Here is a 21,643-nt window from a genome sequence, read left to right as displayed (position 1 = left end):
AACCGAACGAGGTAATCCCATGGCCGTTGGCAAGGTTTCCGACGCCGATTTCGAAAGCGAAGTGCTCAAGGCCGACGGCCCGGTCGTGGTCGACTTCTGGGCCGAATGGTGCGGCCCGTGCCGCATGATCGCGCCGGCCCTCGACGAGATCTCGAGCGCGATGGGCGACAAGGTCAAGATCGTGAAGTTGAACGTCGACGAGAGCCCGAAGACGGCCTCGAAGTACGGCGTGATGTCGATCCCCACCCTCATGGTGTTCAAGGGCGGCGAGATGGCCTCGCGCCAGGTCGGTGCCGCGCCGAAGGCGAAGCTGCAGCAGTGGATCTCGTCGGCGGTGTGACGCGTCGAGAACCATGATTTTTGGCGAGCGGCCGGCGGAATCGCCGGCCGTTTGCGTTGAGGGGTGTGAGTCAGCGTTTTCGGATGTCGCCATGCCCGCCCGCGCCCATCGCTCGCCCTCCCGCAAATCCGGCCTGCTGGCCATGGAGGCGCGCTCGGTGGATGCAATCCCGCGCGGCGAGGACTGGCAGTACGAGCCGAAATGGGACGGCTTCCGTTGCCTGCTGACGCGCGACGGCGCAACGGTGACGATGCAGTCGAAGGCCGGCGAGGACCTCGCGCGCTACTTCCCGGAGATTGTCGCTGCGGCGCGCGAGCTCGAGGCGACGAGCTTCATCCTCGACGGCGAGCTGGTGGTGCCGCAGGCGAAGTCGTTCTCGTTCGATGCATTGCTGCAGCGGATTCATCCCGCCGCCAGCCGGGTGAAGAAGCTATCGGTGGAGACGCCGGCGCTGTTCCTGGCCTTCGATCTGCTGGCGAGTGGCAAGAAGGAGCTAGTGACGCACACGCTGCACGAGCGGCGGCCGGCGCTGGAGGCGTTCGCGAAAGCGAACTTCGCGGATCATCCGACGTTCCGGCTGTCGCCGGCGACGAGGCGCTTCGCGACCGCGCAAAGCTGGCTGGCGCAGTCCGGCGGCGGCTCGGATGGCGTAATCGCCAAGCGCCTCGACCTGCCCTACCAGGCCGGCAACCGCGAGGGCATGCAGAAGATCAAGCGCTACCGCTCAGCCGACTGCGTGATCGGCGGCTTCCGTTACGCCACCAACAAGGGCGCCAACGGGCGCAAGCTGGTCGGCTCGCTGCTGCTCGGGCTCTACGACGATGACGGCCTGCTGCACCACGTCGGCTTCACCTCCGCGCTCAAGAAGGAGGAGAAGCCCGCGCTGACCGACAAGCTCGAGCCGCTGATCTCGCCGCCCGGCTTCACCGGCAATACGCCGGGCGGGCCGAGCCGGTGGTCGACCGAGCGCTCGGCGGAATGGTGTCCGCTGAAGCCGAAGCTGGTGATCGAGGTCTGCTACGACCATTTCTCCGGCGAGCGCTTTCGCCACGGCACCTCGATCCTACGCTGGCGCCCCGACAAGTCACCGCGGCAATGCACCTTCGAGCAGCTCAGGCAGAAGGTTGCTGATCCCTTGAAGCTGCTCGCGTGAGGTCAGCGGATCCAGCCGGTCGCGAGCGCAGCGGCAAACTCGCCGTCACCATTGGCGCGCGCGAGCGCGGCCATGGCCTGGTGATCATAGGGCACGTGGCGGAAGGTCACGCTCCAGCCGGCCGACCGCTGCTCCAGGATCGCGTAGCGCGCATCGGGCGTGCCCGCTTCGACGACATGCGGATGCGGCACGTCGTAGGAATAGCCGGGACTGCCGACGCTGCCGGGATTGACGATCAGCCGCCCGTCGCGCAGGCGCACCGCGCGGGCCGTGTGCGTATGGCCGCACAGGATCAGCGGCTGCGAGATATCAGCGGCAAGTTTCTCGATCGCATCGAGCGGCGCGCAAGTGATCGCACCGTCCTGAGCGACGCTCTCGAGCCAGTAGACGTTATCGTCATCGGGCGTCGCGTGACAAAGGAAGGCCTGGTCCCGATAGACGGCCGTCGCCGGGATCGCGCGCAGCCAGTCGAGATGATCAGCTTCGAGCTGGGCGTAGGCGGGTCGCTCCCAAGCCCCCATCTTCTCCGGCGGCCGATCGATCAGCCAGCGGTCATGATTGCCGCGCACATGCATCGCCTCGAGCGGCATCAGCAAGTCCATTGTCTTGCGCGCGTCGAGCGGACCACTGGCCATGTCGCCGAGGTTGACGATCTCGGTCACGCCTTGCGCCCGGATGTCGGCCAGCACGGCTTCGAGCGCGAGATGGTTGCCGTGGACGTCTGCGATCGCGGCAAAGCGCATGCGCTATTCCCCTCAGGTCGGCGGCGTGCCGTTGAGGTCGAGCACGTGCCCTGCGAGATAGAGCGACCCCGTGATCAGGATACGCGGCGGGACCTCATAGGCAAGCCGCGCGATGCCGGCGAGCGCGGACGCGACGTCATCGGCGATCTCGACGCGCATGCCGAGCGTGCGTGCGGCGGCGGCCAGATCAGCCGGCGCCATCGCCTTGCTCTCATTGGGTATCGGCACGACGATGATGTGCCGCGTCAGGCCCGCGAAATTGGCGAGGAACGCCGCCGCATCCTTATTGCCCATCATCCCGACGATCACGACGAGCTGCCGCGACACGCGTTCCTCGAGGTCGCCGATCGCCGCCGCAACGACGCGGCCGCCGTCCGCGTTGTGGCCGCCATCGAGCCAGATCTCCGCGCCCTGCGGGGCGATGGCGGTGAGCGCACCGCTCGACAGCCGCTGCATGCGTGCCGGCCATTCAGCGCCGACGATGCCGTCCTCGAACGCCTTGGTGGTGAGCTTGAACTGATCGACCGCGCGCAAGGTCGCGATCGCGAGGCCCGCATTGTCGAACTGATGCCGGCCGAACAGTTTTGGCGCCGGAAGATCAAGAAGACCACGATCGTCCTGATAGACGAGCCGGTTGCGCTCGACACTGACGTGCCAGCTCTCGCCGGCGGCAAACAACGGCGCGCGCTGGCGCCTGGCCTCACGCTCGATCACGGCCATGGCATCGGGCTCCTGCGCGGCCGAGATCACCGGACAGCCGCGCTTGATGATGGCGGCCTTCTCGGCCGCGATCAGCGCGCGGGTGTCGCCGAGAAATTCCATGTGGTCCATGCCGATCGGGGTCAGCACCGACGCTGCGACCTGCTCGAGCACATTGGTGGAATCGAGCCGGCCACCGAGGCCGACCTCGAGCAGCACGACATCGGCCGGATGCTTCGCGAACAGCACGAACGCCGCGACGGTCTTGACCTCGAAGAAGGTGATCGGCGCGCCGGCATTGACCCGCTCGCATTCCAGCAGCGCGGAGATCAGCACCTCGTCGTCGACGAGGACGCCGCCGCCGACCTTGCCGAGCCGATAGCTCTCGTTGATGCGCACCAGCCAGGGCGAGGTGAAGACGTGGACGCGCAGGCCCGCCGCTTCGAGCATGGCACGGAGATAGGCGACAGTGGAGCCCTTGCCGTTGGTGCCGGCGACGTGGATCACCGGCGGCAGCTTGCGCTCGGGATGACCGAGCTGGCCGAGCAGCCGGTGCATGCGTTCGAGCCCGAGCGAAATCTTGCTCGGATGCAGCACGGACAGCCGCGCGATCAACTCGTCGAGCGAGGGCGGTGACTTGGCGAGATCGTTCACGCGGTCGGCGCGACCGCCGGCGCATCCGCCGCCTCAACGGCCTTCGCCGGCGGCGGCAGCTGCGGCGCGGGCTTGGCGTGTTCGACAGCCGGCGCCTTGGTCAGCAGGCGACACAGCCGCGCCAGGGTCGGGCGCAGGTCATGACGATGCACGACCATGTCGACCATGCCGTGGTCCAGGAGGTATTCAGCGCGCTGGAAACCTTCGGGCAGCTTCTCGCGAATGGTCTGCTCGATCACCCGGGCGCCGGCGAACCCGATCAGCGCGCCGGGCTCGGCGATGTGGACGTCGCCGAGCATCGCGTAGGACGCGGTGACGCCGCCGGTGGTCGGATTGGTCTGCACGACGATGTAGGGCAGCTTGGCCTCGCGCAGCATCTGCACGGCCACCGTCGTGCGCGGCATCTGCATCAAGGACAGGATGCCTTCCTGCATGCGCGCGCCACCGGAGGCCGCGAACACGATGAACGGCGACTTCTTCTCGACCGCGAGTTCGAGGCCACGCACGATCGCTTCGCCCGCGGCCATGCCGAGCGAGCCGCCCATGAAATCGAAATCCTGCACGGCGATGACAACGCCCATGCCTTCGAGCTTGCCGAAGCCGACCTTGACCGCATCGTTCATGCCGGTCCGCGCCCGGGCATCCTTGATGCGGTCGGCATAGCGGCGCTCGTCACGGAATTTCAGCGGATCTGGCGTCACCTCGGGCAGGGCGACGTCGAACCAGGTCTCGTTGTCGAACATCGACTTCAGCCGCGCCACCGCGCCCATGCGCATGTGGTAGTTGGAGCCGGGGATGACGAACTGGTTGGCCTCGACGTCCTTGTAGAACACGAGCTGTCCGGAATCCGGGCACTTGATCCAGAGGTTCTCCGGCGTCTCGCGGCGCAGGATGTTGCGGATCTTCGGCCGGACCACGTTGGTAAGCCAGTTCATGTGTCGCTCCGTGTTGCGGTCGCCCGAATATATGGCGGGACGGCGGGGTCACGGCAAGACGGCCGCGACGCCCGGTCGAATAGTGGTTGACGGCCTATTCCGCGGCCTGTTGCGCCCCGTGCACGCCCCTTGCCAGCGCAGCGGCCAGATCGGCGACGGCGCTCACCGTCTTGGCGGTCGCGCGTCCCTCGGCATCGAGGCTGGCGCGGAGCGCGTCGACCAGGGCGGTGCCGACCACGGCGCCGTCGGCATTGGCGGCGATGGCGCGGGCGGTCTCCGGTGTCCGGATGCCGAAGCCGACGCAGACAGGCAGCGCCGTATGCCGCTTGATCCGGGCCACGGCGGCACCGACGGCGGAGGAGTCCGCCGCCGCCGCGCCGGTAATGCCGGTGATCGAGACGTAGTAGACGAAGCCGGAGGTGTTCGCGAGCACGGCCGGCAGCCGCTTGTCATCGGTGGTCGGCGTCGCCAGCCGGATGAAATTCAGCCCGGCCTTCAGGGCGGGAATGCACAGCTCGCTGTCTTCCTCCGGCGGCAGGTCGACGATGATCAGGCCGTCGACGCCGGCGCTCTTCGCATCATCGAGGAACTTGTCGACGCCGTAGATGTAGATCGGGTTGTAGTAGCCCATCAGCACGATCGGCGTGTCAGCATCGCTCTCGCGGAAGCTGCGCACCAGTTGCAGCGTCTTCCTCAGGGTCATCCCCGCCTTGAGCGCGCGCAGACCCGCCGCCTGGATCGACGGACCATCGGCCATCGGATCGGTGAACGGCATGCCGATCTCGATGATATCGGCGCCCGCCTGCGGCAGCGCCTTGACGATGGCGAGCGATGTCTCGGGATCGGGATCACCACCCATGACGAAGGTGACGAACGCCGAGCGGCCTTCCTGCTTCAACTGCGCGAAGCGCGCATCCATCCGTCTGGTCACGATGCCTTCGCCCTTCCTCGCAGGATATCGCCGACCTGCGGCACGTCCTTGTCGCCGCGGCCGGACATGTTGACCACCATCAAGTGGTCTTTCGGCTTCTTCGGCGCGAGCTCCATGACCTTGGCGATCGCGTGCGCCGGCTCCAGCGCGGGAATGATGCCCTCGAGCCGCGACAGCAACTGGAACGCCGCAAGCGCCTCCTCGTCGGTCGCCGACAAATAGTTCACGCGGCCGACGTCGTGCAGCCAGGAATGCTCTGGCCCGATGCCGGGGTAATCGAGACCGGCCGAGATCGAATGCGCCTCCTCGATCTGCCCGTCCTCGTCCATCAGCAGATAGGTGCGGTTGCCGTGCAGCACACCGGGGCGGCCGCCGGCGATCGAGGCGGCGTGCAGATGCGTCAGGCCGTGGCCCGCCGCTTCGACGCCATAGATCTCGACCGAGGGATCATCGAGGAACGGATGGAACAGGCCCATCGCATTGGAGCCGCCGCCGATGCAGGCAATCAGCGAGTCCGGCAGCCGGCCCTCGGCCTCCTGCATCTGCGTGCGCGTCTCGTTGCCGATCACCGACTGGAAATCGCGCACCATCATCGGATAGGGGTGCGGGCCGGCGACGGTACCGATGCAATAAAACGTGTCGTGGACGTTGGTGACCCAGTCACGCAGCGCCTCGTTCATCGCGTCCTTCAGGGTCTTCGCACCGGACTGCACCGGCACCACTTTGGCGCCGAGCATCTCCATGCGGATCACGTTGGGCTGCTGCCGCTCGACGTCGACCGCGCCCATGTAGACGACGCAATCGAGACCGAAGCGCGCGCACAGCGTCGCCGTCGCCACGCCGTGCTGGCCGGCGCCGGTCTCGGCGATGATGCGCTTCTTGCCCATGCGGCGCGCGACCATGATCTGGCCGAGCACGTTGTTGACCTTGTGCGAGCCGGTGTGATTGAGCTCCTCGCGCTTGAAGTAGATCTTGGCGCCGCCGAGATGCTCGGTCAGGCGCTCTGCGTAGTACAGCGGCGAGGGCCGGCCCACGTAGTTCTTTAGATAGCCGTTCATCTCGGCATGAAACGCGGGATCGGCCTTGGCCTCCGCATAGGCCTTTTCCAGATCGAGGATCAGCGGCATCAGGGTTTCGGCGACGAAGCGGCCGCCGAAAATGCCGAAGTGACCGCGGTCGTCCGGACCGCTGCGGTAGGAATTGGGAATGGCTGTCGTCATTGAACGCTCAACTCTTCAGCGGCCCGCGCCGCGCGAATGAAATCCCGGATCATGTCGCAATCCTTCACACCCGGCGCCCGCTCGACGCCCGATGACACGTCGACGCCGCCCGCGCAGGTGATCCGCACGGCCTCGGCGACGTTGTCGACGCTCAGGCCGCCAGAGACCATGAACGGGCGATCGAGCTTCAGGCCCTGTAGCAGACGCCAATCGAAGGTGGCACCGAGGCCACCGGGGCGGGTCGCATCCTTGGGCGCCCGCGCATCGAACAGGATGCGATCGCACACATCGGCATAGCCCGCCAGCGGCGCGAGATCGGCGGAGGTCGCGACCGGGATGGCCTTCATGACGGGCAGGCCGAAGCGCTGCTTGAGGTCACGGATGCGCGCGACGCTTTCACGTCCGTGCAGCTGCAGGAGATCGGGGTGCAGGGTCTCGACGATGTTCTCGACAGTCGCGTCGTCGGCATCGACGGTCAGCGCCACCTTGAGCGCGCGGCCCCTGACGTCACGACCCAGCTCACGCGCGGCCGTCAGACCGACATGGCGTGGGGACGGCGGAAAGAACACGAAGCCCACCATGTCGGCGCCCGCGTCGAGCGCCGCAGCGAGGGTGTCGGGCGTGGTCAGGCCGCAGATTTTGACGATCAGGGACATCGATGAACAACGCACGTCCGGGCGGAAAGGATCACCAGAAGCCGGCGGCTTCGAAGGCCGCCGAGCTTTGGCGCCTTCTACAACGCGGCGCCCTGCTTGTCTCGCCCATAAGGGGCGAAAAGGCGCGCCGGCGCTGCCGGAACCAGGGATTGTGCCGGCCCCTGATTTGCACGCGCCGCGGCGCTGAGCTGCGCCACCTGCGCGCGGGCCGCTTCGGCATCGGCCTGATGGCGGCGCGCGGCCCGGCGCCAGCGGCGCTGGCCGATCCAGGTGGCACAGCCACCCGCGATCACGCCCAGGATCGCGACGGCGATGATCAAGGCGAACAGCGGGACCGACGCCGCAAGCGCCGGATCAGTCGCGTTGAAGGGATCAAACGACACGGTAACGAAATGCCGATTGGCGACCGCGAAGATGACGAACAGCACCAGCAGCGGAAGGACGACCACGACAGTGAAGAATTTTCGCATGCGCTCGCTCGTGTCAGTCAGGCCGGATTCGCCTCGAAATCAGCCGCAGACGATTAGCACGGCCGGCGCGAGATGCTTCAATCGTCGGCGTCGTCAGCCGCGGCGCCGGCGGGATTGTCCCGGTTCAGCCGCTCGCGCATTTCCTTGCCCGTCTTGAAGAACGGGACGCTCTTCTGGTCCACCGGGACATGAGCTCCGGTCCGTGGGTTGCGCCCGGCGCGGGCCGGCCGATGCTTGACCGAGAAGGCGCCGAAGCCGCGCAGCTCGACGCGGTCACCGCGGGCGAGCGCCGCGACGATCTCATCGAGGATCGCATTGACGATGTTCTCGACATCCCGCTGGTAGAGATGCGGGTTGTGCTCGGCGATACGCTGAACAAGCTCGGATTTGATCATCGAGAAAATGTACCCGGGGAGACAAGTCCCATTTCCGTGAAAATATGCTGGACTGTCAAGACGCTAAATCATTCATCGCGGCCATGAATCGGGTTGCGAGGCCCGGTACGGGGCCTCGCCATGGCACACGCAAAACGGGAAGATCGCCCTGAGGATGGTCTTGGCGGGTTCAATTGCCCGGCGCGGGCGTCCAGAGCGCGAGCATGCCGTCGAGACCAATCCGATCGACCGCCTGGACCACGCCGGTGCGCTCGATCTGGCGGGCGATCCCGGAGAGGCCGACGGCATCGAGCGCGATCGAGGTCGCCGTTCGCAGGAAGGTCAGATCGCCGAACCGCGGCGTGAGCTTGTAGTCGCGCACCGGAAGGTCCTTCTTGACGTTCTTGTTGGCGACGAGCCACGCGACGGCGGCCTTCTCGTCGCCGAGCTCGTCGATGAGCTTCAGCTCGATCGCCTGCCTGCCGGTGAAGACGCGGCCGTCGGCCACCTTCTCCAACTGCTCATCGTTCATGGCGCGGCGGTCCTTCACCAGTCCGCGGAACCAGGCGTAGGAATCCTTGACCAGGGCGTCGAGCGCCGCGCGCGCTTCCGGGCTGGTCGGCTCGTAGCCGTTGGGGGCGGCCTTCAGCGGCGAGGATTTGACCTCCTCGATCTTCACGCCGACCGTCTTCAACAGCTCGCCGACATTCGGATACTGGAACAGCACGCCGATCGAGCCGACCAGCGAGCTCTGCTGCGCGACGATGTGATCGGCAGCGATCGCGCCGATATAGCCGCCGGAAGCCGCCAGGCCTTCCACGACGACGACCAGCGGCTTCTTCGCCTTCAATCGCACCAGCGAGTCGTAGAGCTGCTCGGAGCCGGCGGTGGTGCCGCCCGGCGAATTGATGTGAACGATGACGGCTTCCGCCGAGGAGTTCTCCAGCCGCTCCAGCGCCGCGACGCGCTCATGGTCGCTGCGGATCAGGCCCTCGATATTGACGCGGGCGATCGAGCCAGAGGTCGAGAGCGCGGTGCGGCCGCGCGGCGACATCGCCAGACCGATGGCGGAAAGAGCCGCAATCGCAATCAGCACCGCGACGACACGCCAGAACGTCAGCTTGCGGCGCAGCCTGCGGCGATCGACGATCACATCCGAATCAAGCGACATGGACAGCTCCTGGAAGTCTCGGCGCGTTTTGCATCCGCAGCCTGAATATCTCGTTATCCGATTACATCAATCGCGGCGCAATTTGAAGAAAGGAAGGCTTGCGGCGAAGCGGCCGGATGCCCGATCCGCCCGGAACAGAGCGCGCATCTCTGCCTCGCTGGAACAAAAAAAGCCCCGGCTTTCGCCGGGGCTTTGATCTGATCACGCGAACCGAAGGCTTACTTCGAGTCGCGGTTCTTGAGCGCGGTGCCCAGGATGTCGCCCAGCGTGGCGCCCGAATCGGACGAGCCGTACTGCGCGATGGCTTCCTTCTCTTCCGCGACTTCCAACGCCTTGATCGACACCTGCACCTTGCGGGCCTTCTTGTCGAACTGGATCACGCGGGCATCGACCTTCTCACCGACGGCGAACCGCTCGGTGCGCTGGTCGTTGCGATCGCGCGCCAGCTCGGAGCGCTTGATGAAGGTGGTGAAGTCGGTGCCGGTGATCTTGACGTCGATGCCGCCGTCCTTGACGTCGAGCACTTCGCAGGTGACGACCGCGCCCTTCTTGACATCGCCCGGCTCGGCGAAGGGATCGCCTTCGAGCTGCTTGATGCCGAGCGAGATGCGCTCCTTCTCCACGTCGACGTCGAGCACCACGGCCTTGACCATGTCGCCCTTCTTGTAGTTGTCGATGACCTGCTCGCCGGGTTGCTTCCAGTCGAGATCCGACAGATGGACCATGCCGTCGACGTCGCCTTCGAGACCCAGGAACAGGCCGAACTCGGTCTTGTTCTTGACCTCGCCCTCGACCACCGAACCGGTCGGATGCTTCTCGACGAAGACCTCCCACGGATTGCGCATCGTCTGCTTGAGACCGAGCGAGATGCGGCGCTTGACGCTGTCGACCTCGAGCACCTGCACTTCGACCTCCTGCGAGGTCGACACGATCTTGCCGGGGTGCATGTTCTTCTTGGTCCACGACATCTCGGAGACGTGGATCAGGCCTTCGATGCCCGGCTCGAGCTCGACGAACGCGCCGTAGTCGGTGATGTTGGTGACGCGGCCATGGAAGCGGGCCTGCAGCGGATACTTCGCCTCGATGCCCTGCCACGGATCGTCGAGCAGCTGCTTCATGCCCAGCGAGATGCGGTGCGTCTCGTGGTTGATCTTGATGATCTTGACCTTCACCGTCTGACCGATGCTGAGCACCTCGGTCGGATGGTTGACGCGGCGCCACGCGATGTCGGTGACGTGCAGCAGGCCGTCGATGCCGCCGAGGTCAACGAACGCACCGTAATCGGTGATGTTCTTGACGACGCCGTCGATGACCTGACCCTCTTCGAGGTTCTGCACCAGCTCCTGGCGCTGCTCGGCGCGGGTCTCCTCCAGCACGGTGCGGCGCGACACGACGATGTTGCCGCGGCGGCGGTCCATCTTGAGGATCTGGAACGGCTGCGAGTTGTTCATCAGCGGCGCGACGTCGCGGATCGGACGGATGTCGACCTGCGAGCGCGGCAGGAAGGCCACGGCACCGTCGAGGTCGACGGTGAAGCCGCCCTTGACCTGGTTGAAGATGACGCCGTTGACCTTTTCGTTGTTCTGGAACGCCTTCTCGAGCTTGCCCCAGCTCTCTTCGCGGCGGGCCTTGTCGCGCGACAGCACCGCTTCGCCGAGCGCGTTCTCGATGCGGTCGAGGAACACCTCGACCTCGTCGCCGACCTTCAATTCACTGTCACGGCCGGGCCCGGCGAATTCGCGCAGCGCCACGCGGCCTTCGGTCTTCAGGCCGACGTCGATGACGGCCATGTCCTTCTCGATCGCAACAACCTTGCCCTTGACGACGGAGCTTTCCTGCAGGTTGCCCTTGGTGAAGGACTCGTCCAGCATCGCGGCGAAATCATCGCGGCTGGGATTGTAGGAAGAAGCAGAGGTACTCGAAGCCATTTGTTCTCCAGATGCGGACATTCTCGCCAGCTTGGGTTGATCGGCGCATCGAATGGACAGTGCCTGGAGGTCCACAAATCCCCAGACGTCCGCGTGATGCGCGATAAGCGCAAACGACGCGGGCCGGCAGTGCCTGCACATGCGATACGTATGAAGTGCGTCCGGATGATCGGACTCGATTGAACCGCAATCGAGCTATCGATGGTCAAGGGCGGGAGCGGGCATTCCTCCAATGACGCCGGCGGAAATCAAACCCGCTGACGGCCCGCTCGAACGGCCTCGACGATATCGATGGCGGCCCGGACGCCGCCTTCTATATCCAAATGGGAGTTGTCAAGCAAGACAGCATCCGGGGCTTGTTTCAAGGGGGCGACGGCGCGGTTCTGGTCGCGCTCGTCACGCGCCAGGATGTCGGCCAGAATGGCCGCCTCGTCAGCCGGTTCCCCACGTGAAAGCGCCTCGAGGGTGCGACGATGCGCCCGGATGCGGGGATCGGCGACGACGTAGATCTTCACCTCGGCGTCCGGGCAGATCACGGTTCCGATGTCGCGGCCGTCGAGCACGGCGCCGGGCGGCTGGCTCGCGAACTGACGCTGGAAAGCCACCAGCGCCTCGCGCACTTTCGGCAACGCCGAGACCACGGAGGCCGCGGACCCGACCTGGTGCGACCTGAGCGCCGGGTTGTCGAAGGTCGAGGGATCCAGGGTCATGGCGACGTCCGCCGCCCGGGTCTCATCCTTGAGGTCGGTGCCGGCGGTCAGTAGCGCATGCGCGACGGCCCGGTAGATCACGCCCGTATCCAGGTGCCTGAGGCCGTAATGCGCCGCGAGACGCTTGGCCATGGTGCCCTTGCCCGAGGCAGCCGGGCCGTCGATGGCGATGATCATGCGAAATCCGCGCCCGCCTTGCACATCAGCGGGATGAAATCGGGGAAGCTGGTGGCGATGAAGGCGGTGTCGTCGACCGTGACCGGCTTATCAGACGCGAGGCCCATGACCAGCGCGGACATCGCGATGCGGTGGTCCATGTGGGTCGCAACCAGCCCGCCGCCCGGCACATGGCCCCTGCCCTCGACGATCAGATCGTCGCCGGTGATCTCGACCTGGACGCCGTTGACACGCAGCATGGCCGCGGTGGCCTCCAGCCGGTCGGATTCCTTGACGCGCAGCTCATGCAGGCCGCGCATCACGGTCGTGCCCTCGGCATAGGCGGCGGCGACCGCCAGCACGAGATATTCGTCGATCATCGACGGCGCCCGCTCCGGCGGCACCACGACGCCGCGCAGCTTGGAGGCGCGCACGCGCAGGCGCGCCATCGGCTCGCCGGCATCGCCGCGGACGTCGTCCTCCTCGATCGAGGCCCCCATCTCGCGCAAGGTCGTGAACAGGCCAGTCCGCAGCGGATTGGTCATGACGTCGGACAGCACGAGATCCGAGCCGTCGACGATCAGCGCGGCGACCAGCGGGAACGCGGCCGACGACGGATCAGCCGGCACGATTACCGGCGCGCCTGTTAGCTCCGGCTGGCCAGTCAGCGCGATGCGGCGGCCGTGGGTGCCTTCCGGCGTGGTCACGATCTCGGCACCGAAATGCTTCAGCATCAGCTCGGTATGGTCGCGGCTCGCCTCCTGCTCGATCACCGTGGTGACGCCGGGCGCGGCGAGGCCGGCCAGCAGCACGGCCGACTTGATCTGGGCCGAGGCGACGGGGGTGCGGTATTCGATCGGGACCGGGTTGCTGGCCCCCTGCAGGGTCAACGGCAGCTTGCCGCCCTCGGCGATGGCGGTGACCTTGGCGCCCATCAGCACCAGCGGGTCGAGGATGCGCCGCATCGGGCGGCTGCGCAGCGAGGCATCACCGTCGAAAACGGCCGAGATCGGGCAGCCGGCGACGGCGCCCATCACCAGCCGGCAGCCGGTGCCGGAGTTGCCGAAATCGAGCGGCGCGCTCGGCTGGGCGAAGCCGCCGACCCCCACGCCACGGACGGTCCACGCGAAGTCGCCGGTGCGTTCGACCTTCGCACCCAGGGCTCGCATTGATTGGGCGGTGTTGAGGACGTCTTCGCCCTCGAGCAGGCCGGAAATTCGGGTCTCGCCGACCGACAATGCTCCCAGGATCAGCGCCCGGTGCGAGATCGACTTGTCGCCGGGCACGCGAATCGTGCCCGAGAGGGGCCCGGAGGCGCGTGATTCCAGGGGAGTCGGGGCGATTGACGTGCTCACGGCAGGATCCTCGTGTTTCGGACGCGGCAGGTATCACAGCCCCCGCCCTCCGTCACGAGCGGTGATTTTCCCGTTGACAGCGCTATTGACAGCGGCGCGGCAACTAGCCAAGTGAGACACCGCTTTTCAGACATTGCCAGGACGCCTGCACGTGGCCAAATCCGAGCTCGGAACCAAACGCATTTGCCCGACGACGGGCAAAAAGTTCTATGACCTCAACAAGAACCCGGTGATCTCGCCCTACACCGGCGAGGTCGTGCCGATCGCGCCGGTGGCTCCGACCCGCGCGATGCGCGGCGAGGCTGCGCGTGCCGCTGCGGCGGCCGACGTGGTCGAGCCCGCCGAGGCCGAGGAGTTGGTGTCGCTCGAGGAGGCCGATGCCGAGGAGAACACCGGCAAGGTCAAGGCCGTCGTGCCGGAGACCGAGGACGACATCGAGATCGACGAGACCCTCGACGACGACGAGGATGATGATTCCACCTTCATCGCCGACGAGGAAGAAGGCGACGAGGACGTGACCGACATCATCGGCGATGTCGGCGGCGACGAAGAATAATCGTCGAAGACACTTGAGATCAGCCGCGAACTGTGGTTCACGGTGCTCCCCGGCGGTCACCCAGACCGCCGGTTCGGTTCAGGGGCCATAGCTCAGCTGGGAGAGCGCTTGCATGGCATGCAAGAGGTCGGCGGTTCGATCCCGCCTGGCTCCACCACGCTTCGCCCTTCGGGCTACGCGTGGCGCAGCCACGACGGAGCCCGAAGGGCGAAGCGTGGTGCCCGGCGAAGCCCCTTGGCGAAGCCGGGCTTTGAGAGGCCCGTCATCTTCTCCAGCTGGTGTTTTCTCGAGTCACGCCTGCCTACGGTTTACGACCTGATTTCGTACGCAGGCAGCCGGGATGACAAACTCCCTTCCCGATTGCAGAATGCCGGCCCGCAATCCTTCGCGGCGAGTGCCTTCGCATGTGGTACGTCTACATCATCCGCAGCCTCGCCTTCCCCGAGCAGGAATATGTCGGCGCGACAGCGGACATCAGACAGCGCCTGAAGGATCACAACGCTGGCCGGTCAGTTCACACGTCCAAGTTCATGCCGTGGATGCTGGTCTGGTATTGCGCCTTTCCGGACAAGCATCGCGCGTTGGCGTTCGAGACCTACCTGAAATCGCATTCTGGGCGGGCATTCTCAAAGAAGCGCCTGCTCGGTCCAGTCTGACCGCTCCTCACCCCTCCACCGCCGCATTCAAATGCTCCCGCAGGCGCACCAGCTTGCCGTGCAGGTCGGCCAGTTCCGCGAGCGAGCAGCCCGTCGCATCCAGGATCGCGGGCGGCACGATCGACCTTGCCTTGTCGCGTAGTCCCGCGCCCTGGGCGGTGAGGGTGACGATCACCTGACGCTCGTCCTCGGCCGATCGTGTCCGCCTGATGAAATGCAGCGCCTCCATCCGCTTCAGCAGCGGCGTCAGCGTGCCGGAATCCAGGAATAGCCGCTCGCCGATCTCCTTCACCGACAGGCCGTCGCGCTCCCACAGCACCAGCATCACCAGATATTGCGGATAGGTGAGGCCGAGACGGTCGAGCAAAGGCTTGTAGACCCGGTTGAAGGCATGGGCGGTCGAATAGACTGCGAAGCAGAGCTGGTTGCCGAGCTGGAGCGGCAGGTCTGCCGCGGACTTCTTTCGCATCGAGGTCACCACAGGTCGATCCTATCGGCATCTTGAGCCCGCACGCCTCGGGTCGACAACGGGCCCGGCGCCCCGATCACGAATTTTCTACCGAACAATTATATTGTTCACAATTCAATTGTGTGCAATATGACGCCACTGAATTCGTCCATCCAACCGGGAGACACCCCATGTCCGTGAACGTGCTCTACAAGACCAGCGCCAAGGCGACCGGCGGCCGCGACGGCGAAGCCGCGACCCTCGACGGCTCGCTCAAGGTCAAGCTCTCCACCCCGAAGGAGCTCGGCGGCGGCGGTGGCGCCGGCAACAATCCGGAGCAGTTGTTCGCGGCCGGCTATGCGGCCTGCTTCATCGGCGCGATGAAGTTTGTCGGCTCGCAGGGCGGCCCGAAGGTTCCCGCCGACACGTCGGTGACCTCGACCGTCGGCATCGGCCCGCGTTCAGAAGGCGGCTTCGGCATCACCGTCGAGCTCGCGGTGTCGCTGCCCGGCCTCGCCAAGGCCGACGCCGAGGCTCTGGTCGCCAAGGCGCACGAGGTGTGCCCCTATTCCAACGCCACGCGCGGAAATGTCGATGTCAAGCTGACCGTCGTCTGAGGCTGAATTCCGCCCTGCGGCAGCGTTTTCCCGCGTCCGCCGCAGGGCAGGCCTCGCGTTTTCGCGACGGCGCCATTCGGCGAGCCGCGTTTGCACCAGCGCCGTAGCAATGCTTAATGGCCGCGAGCTGAAACCAACCTCGCGACATCCGATGACACCCCAATTTGCTCCCGGCGCCATGGCCGGACTGCGCGTGATCGATCTGACGCGCGTGCTCGGCGGGCCCTACTGCACACAGATCCTGGCCGATCACGGCGCCGACGTGATCAAGGTCGAACCGCCGGCCGGCGACGAGGTCCGCGACTGGGGCCCTCCCTTCCACGACGAAGACGCTGCCTATTTCGTCGGGATCAACCGCAACAAGCGTTCGATCGGCCTCGATCTCGCTTCCGAGGGTGGCCGCGTCGTGCTGATGCGGATGCTCGAGACCGCCGACGTGCTGATCGAGAACTTCAAGCCCGGCACCTTGGAGAAGTGGGGCATCGGCAGCGACACGCTGCGCGAGACATTCCCGAAGCTGGTGCACTGCCGCATCTGCGGCTTCGGCGCCGACGGTCCGCGCGGCGGCAATCCCGGCTATGACGCGATCATCCAGGCGATGACCGGCATGATCGCCGCGACCGGCTCCTCGCAGAGCGGACCGATGCGGATCGGCGTGCCGCTGGTCGACATCACCACCGGACTCTATGCCGCGATCGGCATCCTGATGGCGCTGTCGGAACGGCAGCGCTCTGGGCTCGGCCAGTTCCTCGAGGTCACGCTGTATGAGACCGGCCTCGCGATCATGCATCCGCATACCGCAAACTACTTCATGCACGGCAAGCCGCCGTCGCTGACCGGCAACGAGCATCCGAACCTCGTTCCCTACGCGATCTTCCCAACCAAGACGGACGATATCTTCATCGGCGTCGGCAATGACGGCACCTTCCGCAAGCTCGCCAAGGAAATCGGCCGGCCGGAGCTCGGCACCGATCCGCGCTTCGCCCGCAACAAGGATCGCGTCGCCAATCGCGAGGCGCTGCGCGCCGAGCTCGCCGCCGTCTTCAGCCAATTCGAGGCGGAGCCGCTGTGCGACCGGCTGCTCGCGGCCGGCCTGCCGGCGGGACCCGTGCAGAAGATCGACCAGGCGCTGACCAATCCGCACACGATCTACCGCGGCGATGTCATCGAAAAGGACTGGTACAAGGGCGTCGCGTCGCCGATCCGGCTCGAACGCAGCAAGCCGACCCTGCGCTCCACGCCGCCGAAGTTCAGCCAGCATGCGCAGGAGGTGCTCAGCGAGTTCGGCTACTCGGAGCACGAGATCCAGGCCCTGCTGTCCCAGGGCACGGTGTGCGCCGAACGCAAGCGCTGAAGCGCCATCAGCCTGTCGTCTCCCCACGCTAGCGTCGCCTGGGGCATCGCCCCGGCGCCGCGCCGTCTCGCGCAAGTCGCGGCATTCCGCCGCGAAGCCGCGACGAACGCGCTTTCCGCTGACGATCCAACCGGTTATACATTCACAAAACTGTCATCTCGCGCTGCTACGGCCGCGACGCCGATGACGTTCCATGGGAGGTATTTTTTAATGTCACTTCGACAATTCTGGACCGCCGCCGCCGCGGCAGCCACGCTGGTCCTTGGCGCCGCCGCACCCGCGCATGCGGTGACGGAGATTCAGTGGTGGCACGCGATGACCGGCGCCAACAACGACGTCATCGTCAAGCTCGCCAACGATTTCAACACCTCGCAGACCGACTATAAGGTCGTTCCGACCTACAAGGGCAACTACGCCGATACGATGAATGCCGGCATTGCCGCCTTCCGCGCCGGCAATGCGCCGCATATCATGCAGGTGTTCGAGGTCGGCACCGCCACGATGATGGCCGCCACCGGCGCCGTGAAGCCGGTCTACAAGCTGATGCAGGACGCCAGCGAGAAGTTCGATCCCAAGAGCTACCTGCCGGCCATCACCGGCTACTATTCGACCTCGAAGGGCGAAATGCTCTCCTTCCCCTTCAACTCCTCATCCACCGTCATGTGGGTCAATCTCGACGAGCTGAAGAAGGTCAACGCCGAGATCCCGAAGACCTGGCCCGAGCTGTTCGAGACCGCCAAGAAGCTGAAGGCGGCCGGCCATCCGACCTGCGGCTTCTCCGGCTCGTGGGTCACCTGGGTCAATCTCGAGCAGCTCTCCGCCTGGCACAACGTGCCGCTCGCCAGCAAGGCGAACGGTCTCGACGGCTTCGATACCGTCCTTGAATTCAACGGTCCGCTGCAGGTGAAGCATCTCGAAAACCTGGTCGAGCTGCAGAAGGACAAGACCTACGACTATGCCGGCCGCACCAACACCGGCGAGGGCCGCTTCACCTCGGGCGAATGCCCGATCTACCTGACCTCGTCGGCGTTCTTCGGCAACGTCAAGGCGCAGGCCAAGTTCGCCTTCACCGCTGCGCCGATGCCCTATTATCCCGACGCCAAGGGCGCACCGCAGAACTCGATCATCGGCGGCGCCTCGCTCTGGGTGATGGGCGGCAAGAGCGCGGACGAATACAAGGGCGTGGCGAAGTTCCTGACCTTCCTCTCGGACACCGATCGTCAGGTCTATATCCACAAGGCCTCGGGCTATCTGCCGATCACCAAGGCGGCCTACGCGAAGGCCAAGGCCGAGGGCTTCTACAAGGATCAGCCCTACCTGGAGACGCCGCTGCTCGAATTGACCAACAAGGAGCCGACGGAGAATTCCCGCGGCCTGCGTCTTGGCAACATGGTGCAACTGCGTGACGTCTGGTCGGAGGAGATCGAGCAGGCTCTGGCCGGCAAGAAGACCGCCAAGCAGGCGCTGGACGCCGCGGTCGAGCGCGGCAACCAAATGCTGCGCCAGTTCGAAAAGACGGCCGTGAAGTGAGGCCAAGAGCCGGCAGGCCACCCGCGGCCTGCCGGCTCGCCGACCGACCATGCAGAAGAACGCCATCTTCCAATCAAAACTGCTGCCGTTCGTGCTGGTCGCTCCCCAGCTCGCGATCGTGCTGATTTTCTTCTATTGGCCCGCGATCCAGGCCGTTATCCAGTCGTTCCTGCTGCAGGACGCGTTCGGCCTGTCCACGAGCTTCGTCTGGTTCGAGAACTACGCCGACCTGCTCAGTCAGCCGGACTATTTTCAAGCCATTCTCCGCACATTCGGCTTCTCCTTCGCCATCGCACTCTCGTCGCTCTCGGTCGCGCTGCTGCTCGCGGTCATGGCGGACAAGCCGCTGCGCGGCGTCACGCTGTACCGGACGTTGCTGATCTGGCCCTATGCCGTCGCGCCGCCGGTGGTGGGCGTGCTCTGGATCTTCATGCTGCATCCGTCGCTCGGCGTGATCTCGCGCTATCTGCGCGCGATGGGCATCGACTGGAATCCGCTGCTCGACGGCGACCAGGCGGCGCTGCAGATCATCCTCGCGGCCGCCTGGAAGCAGATCTCCTACAACTTCCTGTTCTTCCTCGCCGGGCTGCAGAGCATCCCCCGCAGCGTGCTCGAGGCCGCCGCGATCGACGGCGCGCGGCCGATGCGGCGGTTCTGGACCGTGACCTTCCCGCTGCTGTCGCCGACCATCTTTTTCCTGCTGGTCATCAACATCGTCTACGCCTTCTTCGAGACGTTCGGCATCATCGACACGATGACCCGTGGCGGCCCGGGCAAGTCCACCGAGACGCTGGTCTACAAGGTCTACACGGACGGCCTGCTCGGCGGCAATCTCGGCTCGTCGGCCGCACAATCCGTCGTTCTGATGGTCATCGTCATCGTGCTGACGGCGATCCAGTTCCGCTTCGTCGAGCGCAAGGTGACCTACTGATGGTCGAGCAAGAAGGCATTCGACGCTACGTCGCGCACGCCATCCTGTGGATCGGAATCGCGATCGTGGCGTTCCCGGTGTATCTCGCGTTCGTCGCCTCGACGCAGGACAACGCGGTCATCGCCAACGGGCAGATGTCGCTGCTGCCGGGCGGGCACTTCCTGTCGACCTACTATCAGACCATCTTCGTCGGCACGAGCGGCTCGACCCGCGAGCCGGTGGCGACCATGCTGCTGAACTCGCTGGTCATGGCGCTGCTGATCGCCGTCGGCAAGATCGCGATCTCGATCATCTCGGCCTATGCGGTCGTCTACTTCCGCTTCCCGTTCCGCATGGCGATCTTCTGGCTGATCTTTATCACCCTCATGCTGCCGGTCGAGGTGCGCATCTATCCGACCTACAAGATCGTCGCCGACCTGCACATGCTCGACAGCTATGCGGGGCTGGCGCTGCCCCTGATCGCCTCGGCCACCGCCACGCTGCTGTTCCGCCAGTTCTTCATGACCGTGCCGGATGAGCTCCTGGAGGCATCCCGCATCGACGGCGCCGGGCCGCTCCGCTTCTTCTGGGACACCTTGCTGCCGCTGTCGCGCACCAACATGGCGGCGCTGTTCGTGATCCTGTTCATCCTCGGCTGGAATCAATATCTCTGGCCCCTGCTGATCACCACGCGCGACGACATGCAGACCATCCAGATCGGCATCCGCAAGATGATCACGACAACCGACGCGCTGACGGAGTGGCCGGTCGTCATGGCGACCGCCGTGCTCGCGATGCTGCCGCCGGTGTTCGTCGTGGTCGTCATGCAGCGCCTGTTCGTCAAGGGGCTGGTGGAGACGGAAAAGTGACGAGGGGGCGAATAGCGAATGGCGAGTGGCGAATAGGGATGTTCGCGCAACGGCTCGCTTCGTCCCCTTCCCTATTTGCTACTCCCCATTCGCTATTCGCTAGGTAACCCATGGCCAACGTCACACTCCGCAACGTCCGCAAGGTCTATCCCGGCGGCTTCGAAGCCATCAAAGGCGTCGATGTCGATGTCGGCGATGGTCAGTTCTGCGTGCTGGTCGGGCCGTCGGGCTGCGGCAAATCCACCCTGCTGCGGATGGTCGCGGGGCTCGAGACGATCACGTCGGGCGAGATCGACATCGGCGGCCGCATCGTCAATGCCATCGAGCCTGCCGATCGCGACATCGCGATGGTGTTCCAGAACTATGCGCTCTATCCGCACATGACCGTCTATAACAACATGGCCTACGGCCTGCGCAATCGCGGCATGGCGGAGAAGGAGATCAGGACGCGCGTCGAGGACGCCGCGCGCATTCTCGAGCTCGGCTCCATGCTCGAGCGGAAGCCGCGGCAGCTGTCCGGGGGCCAGCGTCAGCGCGTGGCGATGGGCCGCGCCATCGTGCGCCAACCCAAGGTGTTCCTGTTCGACGAGCCGCTGTCCAACCTCGACGCCAAGCTGCGCATCGCGATGCGGGTCGAGATCCGCAAATTGCAGCGCCGGCTCAACACCACCGCGATCTACGTCACCCACGACCAGCTCGAGGCCATGACGCTCGCCGACATCCTGGTGGTGATGAACGGCGGCAAGGTCGAGCAGATCGGCAATCCGCTCGACATCTATCAGAAGCCCGCGACCACCTTCGTCGCGTCCTTCATCGGCGCACCGCCGATGAACCTGATGCCGACCGATGGCGTGCGCGCCCAGTTGCACGGCGCCGACGCGGTTCCCGCAGAGGCGGGCCAGCTCGGCATCCGGCCTGAGGATTTCCAGCTCGGCGACACCGTTCCGCCGGGCGGGGTCGGGCTCGACCTCCGCGTCGAGGCGATCGAGCATGTCGGCGCCGAGACCTATGTCTACGGCGCGCGCCAGGATACGGGCAGCGATGACCGGCTCACCGCGACCGCCAACGACATCATCGTGCGGCTGCCGGGCACCGCCGCGCCGGAGATCGGCGCGCGGATTCGCGCCGTGGCGCCGCGGGCCAAGCTGCATCTGTTCTCGGCCGACGGCCGGCAGCGGCTGTCCGTTTAAACCCTTCCACAGGCTGGC

Annotated in this window: 23 protein-coding genes and 1 tRNA gene; 11 read left to right on the top strand and 13 right to left on the bottom strand. The window is 65.7% G+C overall.

The window, feature by feature from the left end:
* Positions 1-19 precede the first annotated feature (19 nt).
* Both trxA and QX039_RS32705 read left to right on the top strand, forming a co-directional pair.
* Positions 20-340, top strand: a complete 321-nt coding sequence (gene trxA, locus QX039_RS32710) for a thioredoxin (protein ID WP_015663255.1) — start codon at positions 20-22, stop codon at positions 338-340.
* Positions 341-482: 142 nt separating this feature from the next.
* The gene (locus QX039_RS32705; RefSeq protein ID WP_315741258.1) at positions 483-1,493 is read left to right on the top strand and encodes an ATP-dependent DNA ligase; all 1,011 of its coding nucleotides are present in this window, start codon (positions 483-485) and stop codon (positions 1,491-1,493) included.
* Between the two features lie 2 nt (positions 1,494-1,495).
* Here QX039_RS32705 and QX039_RS32700 read toward each other — a convergent pair whose 3' ends face one another.
* The 12 genes from QX039_RS32700 to aroA form a co-directional block, all read right to left on the bottom strand.
* A complete protein-coding gene (locus QX039_RS32700; RefSeq protein WP_315741227.1) occupies positions 1,496-2,236 on the bottom strand; it encodes a metallophosphoesterase family protein in 741 nt (246 codons plus the stop codon).
* Positions 2,237-2,248: 12 nt separating this feature from the next.
* Positions 2,249-3,589: a folylpolyglutamate synthase/dihydrofolate synthase family protein gene (locus QX039_RS32695; protein WP_315741228.1), complete on the bottom strand. Its 1,341-nt coding sequence runs from the start codon at positions 3,587-3,589 to the stop codon at positions 2,249-2,251.
* Positions 3,586-4,524 (bottom strand): acetyl-CoA carboxylase, carboxyltransferase subunit beta, encoded by a 939-nt coding sequence (gene accD, locus QX039_RS32690; RefSeq protein WP_315741229.1) that lies wholly within the window; start codon positions 4,522-4,524, stop codon positions 3,586-3,588. The genes QX039_RS32695 and accD overlap by 4 nt, the downstream gene beginning before the upstream one ends.
* 94 nt (positions 4,525-4,618) lie before the next feature.
* Positions 4,619-5,455: a tryptophan synthase subunit alpha gene (gene trpA / locus QX039_RS32685; RefSeq protein ID WP_315741230.1), complete on the bottom strand. Its 837-nt coding sequence runs from the start codon at positions 5,453-5,455 to the stop codon at positions 4,619-4,621.
* Entirely contained in the window at positions 5,452-6,675 is a 1,224-nt protein-coding gene (gene trpB, locus QX039_RS32680; protein ID WP_315741231.1) for a tryptophan synthase subunit beta, read from the bottom strand. The genes trpA and trpB overlap by 4 nt, the downstream gene beginning before the upstream one ends.
* Positions 6,672-7,331 (bottom strand): phosphoribosylanthranilate isomerase, encoded by a 660-nt coding sequence (locus QX039_RS32675; protein WP_315741232.1) that lies wholly within the window; start codon positions 7,329-7,331, stop codon positions 6,672-6,674. The genes trpB and QX039_RS32675 overlap by 4 nt, the downstream gene beginning before the upstream one ends.
* Positions 7,332-7,408: 77 nt before the next feature.
* Positions 7,409-7,801 (bottom strand): lipopolysaccharide assembly protein LapA domain-containing protein, encoded by a 393-nt coding sequence (locus QX039_RS32670; protein WP_315741233.1) that lies wholly within the window; start codon positions 7,799-7,801, stop codon positions 7,409-7,411.
* A 77-nt stretch (positions 7,802-7,878) separates the two neighbouring features.
* On the bottom strand, positions 7,879-8,196 hold the full coding sequence (locus QX039_RS32665) for an integration host factor subunit beta (RefSeq protein ID WP_315716888.1): 318 nt from the start codon (positions 8,194-8,196) through the stop codon (positions 7,879-7,881).
* A 169-nt stretch (positions 8,197-8,365) separates the two neighbouring features.
* Positions 8,366-9,346, bottom strand: a complete 981-nt coding sequence (gene sppA, locus QX039_RS32660; protein ID WP_315741234.1) for a signal peptide peptidase SppA — start codon at positions 9,344-9,346, stop codon at positions 8,366-8,368.
* 218 nt (positions 9,347-9,564) lie between these two features.
* Positions 9,565-11,274: a 30S ribosomal protein S1 gene (rpsA, locus tag QX039_RS32655; protein WP_315741235.1), complete on the bottom strand. Its 1,710-nt coding sequence runs from the start codon at positions 11,272-11,274 to the stop codon at positions 9,565-9,567.
* A 248-nt stretch (positions 11,275-11,522) separates the two neighbouring features.
* Positions 11,523-12,161: a (d)CMP kinase gene (gene cmk, locus QX039_RS32650; RefSeq protein WP_315741236.1), complete on the bottom strand. Its 639-nt coding sequence runs from the start codon at positions 12,159-12,161 to the stop codon at positions 11,523-11,525.
* Positions 12,158-13,495 (bottom strand): 3-phosphoshikimate 1-carboxyvinyltransferase, encoded by a 1,338-nt coding sequence (gene aroA, locus QX039_RS32645; protein WP_315741237.1) that lies wholly within the window; start codon positions 13,493-13,495, stop codon positions 12,158-12,160. Before aroA ends, cmk begins: the two co-directional genes overlap by 4 nt.
* Before the next feature lie 151 nt (positions 13,496-13,646).
* Here aroA and QX039_RS32640 point away from each other — a divergent pair, with 151 nt between their 5' ends.
* The 3 genes from QX039_RS32640 to QX039_RS32630 all read left to right on the top strand — a co-directional run bounded on the left by QX039_RS32640 (position 13,647) and on the right by QX039_RS32630 (position 14,707).
* Positions 13,647-14,051, top strand: coding sequence for a TIGR02300 family protein (locus tag QX039_RS32640; protein WP_315741238.1), 405 nt, complete (start codon positions 13,647-13,649; stop codon positions 14,049-14,051).
* Positions 14,052-14,132: 81 nt separating this feature from the next.
* Positions 14,133-14,208, top strand: a tRNA-Ala gene (locus QX039_RS32635).
* 247 nt (positions 14,209-14,455) lie between these two features.
* Positions 14,456-14,707, top strand: a complete 252-nt coding sequence (locus QX039_RS32630; protein ID WP_315741239.1) for a GIY-YIG nuclease family protein — start codon at positions 14,456-14,458, stop codon at positions 14,705-14,707.
* A gap of 7 nt (positions 14,708-14,714) precedes the next feature.
* On the opposite strand, the gene QX039_RS32625 is transcribed toward QX039_RS32630, so the two are convergent.
* Positions 14,715-15,176, bottom strand: a complete 462-nt coding sequence (locus QX039_RS32625) for a MarR family transcriptional regulator (protein ID WP_315741240.1) — start codon at positions 15,174-15,176, stop codon at positions 14,715-14,717.
* Positions 15,177-15,346: 170 nt separating this feature from the next.
* Here QX039_RS32625 and QX039_RS32620 point away from each other — a divergent pair, with 170 nt between their 5' ends.
* The 6 genes from QX039_RS32620 (at position 15,347) to QX039_RS32595 (ending at position 21,625) form a co-directional block, all read left to right on the top strand.
* Positions 15,347-15,772, top strand: coding sequence for an organic hydroperoxide resistance protein (locus QX039_RS32620; protein WP_315741241.1), 426 nt, complete (start codon positions 15,347-15,349; stop codon positions 15,770-15,772).
* A 151-nt stretch (positions 15,773-15,923) separates the two neighbouring features.
* Complete coding sequence (locus tag QX039_RS32615; protein ID WP_315774169.1) at positions 15,924-17,126, top strand: CaiB/BaiF CoA-transferase family protein; 1,203 nt, start codon at positions 15,924-15,926, stop codon at positions 17,124-17,126.
* A 210-nt stretch (positions 17,127-17,336) separates the two neighbouring features.
* Positions 17,337-18,656: a sn-glycerol-3-phosphate ABC transporter substrate-binding protein UgpB gene (ugpB, locus tag QX039_RS32610; protein ID WP_315758162.1), complete on the top strand. Its 1,320-nt coding sequence runs from the start codon at positions 17,337-17,339 to the stop codon at positions 18,654-18,656.
* A gap of 49 nt (positions 18,657-18,705) precedes the next feature.
* Positions 18,706-19,587 carry a sn-glycerol-3-phosphate ABC transporter permease UgpA gene (ugpA, locus tag QX039_RS32605; RefSeq protein WP_315741244.1) on the top strand — a complete coding sequence of 294 codons (882 nt, stop codon included), beginning with the start codon at positions 18,706-18,708 and terminating at the stop codon, positions 19,585-19,587.
* Positions 19,587-20,435 (top strand): sn-glycerol-3-phosphate ABC transporter permease UgpE, encoded by an 849-nt coding sequence (gene ugpE / locus QX039_RS32600; protein ID WP_315741245.1) that lies wholly within the window; start codon positions 19,587-19,589, stop codon positions 20,433-20,435. The genes ugpA and ugpE overlap by 1 nt, the downstream gene beginning before the upstream one ends.
* Positions 20,436-20,545: 110 nt before the next feature.
* A complete protein-coding gene (locus QX039_RS32595; RefSeq protein ID WP_315774171.1) occupies positions 20,546-21,625 on the top strand; it encodes a sn-glycerol-3-phosphate import ATP-binding protein UgpC in 1,080 nt (359 codons plus the stop codon).
* Positions 21,626-21,643 lie beyond the last annotated feature (18 nt).

This window comes from Bradyrhizobium sp. SZCCHNR1043 (genome assembly GCF_032489675.1).
GTDB lineage: Bacteria > Pseudomonadota > Alphaproteobacteria > Rhizobiales > Xanthobacteraceae > Bradyrhizobium.
The sequence above is the reverse complement of the archived record's forward strand: the minus strand, read 5'-3'. Positions and strand labels throughout refer to the sequence as shown.